This window comes from Paraburkholderia sp. BR14374, from assembly GCF_040948685.1.
Classification (GTDB): domain Bacteria; phylum Pseudomonadota; class Gammaproteobacteria; order Burkholderiales; family Burkholderiaceae; genus Paraburkholderia; species Paraburkholderia youngii.
The window spans coordinates 1-2161 of sequence record NZ_JBFPKF010000089.1 but is presented as its reverse complement, the minus strand read 5'-3'; the positions used below and the strand labels follow the sequence as shown (position 1 = coordinate 2161).

General features: G+C 62.4%; 1 protein-coding gene. It reads left to right on the top strand.

The window, feature by feature from the left end; genetic code table 11:
- On the top strand, positions 1 to 2161 hold a 2161-nt coding region (locus tag AB3X86_RS38045), incomplete at both ends, for a YadA family autotransporter adhesin (protein WP_368599877.1).

Below are 2161 nucleotides of genomic sequence, written 5' to 3'. Positions count from 1 at the left end.
GAGAAGGGCACGAAGTACTTCCACGCGAACTCGACGGGCGCGGATTCGTCGGCGCGGGGCAAGGACTCGGTGGCAATCGGTATGGGTGCGGTGTCGAACTACGCGAACGACGTGGCGCTGGGCGCAGGCTCGACGACGTCGGCTGCGGTGAGTCCGAGCGGCACGTCCATCGGCGGCACGACCTACTTCTTTGCCGGTTCGAATCCGATTGGCACGGTGAGCGTGGGCAGCGTGGGTAACGAGCGCACGATCACGAACGTGGCCGCGGGTCGCCTGAGCGGGACGAGCACTGACGCAGTCAATGGCTCGCAGCTGTACGCCACAAACCAGCAGATGGACCAGTTGAGCCAGGACATCAAGAATGGCGCCGGCGGCGGGACGGATGCGCTGGCAGTGCATTACGACAATGCCGCGAAGGGCACGGTCACGCTGGGCGGTGACAGCAATGGCACGAAGATCAAGAACGTGGCCGCAGGTGACCTGTCGTCGACGAGCAAGGACGCGGTGAATGGCTCGCAGCTGTACGCGACGAACCAGAACGTAACGAACCTTGGCGATCGGGTGACGAACGTCGAAGGCGATGTCACGACGATCAACGGGGACATCACAACGATCAACGGCAAGCTGGCCGATGCGGTGCTGTACGACACTTCGGCACACGACAGCGTGACGCTGGGTGGTGCGGGTGCGAGCTCGCCGGTGGCGCTGCATAACGTTGCGGCCGGTGCGGCGGACACGGATGCGGTGAACGTGTCGCAGCTGAAGGACGCGGGCATCGTTGATGGCAGCGGCAATATCCAGAACGTGGTGACGTACGACGATGCGTCGAAGGGCACGATCACGCTGGGTGGAGCAGGCGGCACGAAGATCACGAACGTGGCGGCCGGCACGGCACCAACAGATGCTGTCAACGTGTCGCAGCTCAGTACGACTGTCGATACGGCTACGCGTTACTTCAAGGCGAACGGCAAGAACGACGGCACGGATGATGCGTCGGCAACAGGCACCAGGTCGGTGGCCATTGGTGCGAACGCAAATGCGATGTCGGGCAATTCGATCGCATTGGGTTCCAATGCATCGACAAGCTCTATGGGGTCCATCGCTCTCGGAGCGAATGCCGTTGCGTCGGCCGCTAATTCCGTAGCGCTGGGTGCCGGCTCGATTGCGATGGACTTCAATGTCGTGTCGGTGGGTTCGAGCGGCGCTGAGCGCCGGATCACGAACGTCGGCGACGCGCAGTTAGCTACGGACGCGGTCAACCTGAGGACCTTGGACTCCCGCATCGGCAGTGGCACGGCGGCAACACTGGAGCAGGTCAGCGAGCAGATTGCCAAGGTGGACCAGCGAGTGGAGCAGATGTCTCTGATGTCGATCACGCCACAGGATGTCGTTGGCAATGGCGGCTACTTCGTTGCGGATGGAGTGAACGATGGCAGCGACGCGGCTACGGTGGTTGCCGAACAGAGTGGTCTTGCCGCGGGCGCAGGTGCGAGTTCGCGGGGCTACGGCGCAGTTGCCGTCGGTACAGAATCCGTTGCGAATGGCACGCAAGCTACGGCGATCGGCAGTGCCGCGCAGGCTACGATTAGCAACGCCACTGCAATCGGTGGTGGGGCGCGCGCCAACGGTAGTTCGAGCGTTGCAATCGGTTCTGGCGCGGCGGTGGATGCCGGGGCGAATTTTTCGACCGCGATCGGCTCGCTGTCGCATACGACAGGCGTAAGTGCAGTAGCGATCGGCAACAGTGCGACTGCAGCCGCTCAAAGCCTGGCAATTGGCACGAATTCTGTCGCCTCTGTCAGCAATTCTGCCGCAATCGGCTATGGCGCCCGCTCGACTTCGAGCAACTCCGTCGCGCTCGGTGCAGGTTCCATTGCAGATGCCGTCAATTCGGTGTCGATTGGTTCGCAAGGTAACGAACGGTACCTCACCAATGTTGCCGCTGGTGTCAATGATACCGACGGCGTAAACGTGTCACAGCTCAAGCAGTACGTGGCCGATAATGCGGGCAGTGATCCGCTGCTGGCAGTAAAGTACGACGATGCGTCGAAGGGCACGGTCACGCTGGGCGGTGACAGCAATGGCACGAAGGTCACGAACGTGGCCGAAGGCGAGCTGTCGTCGACGAGCACGGACGCGGTGAACGGCTCGCAGCTGCATG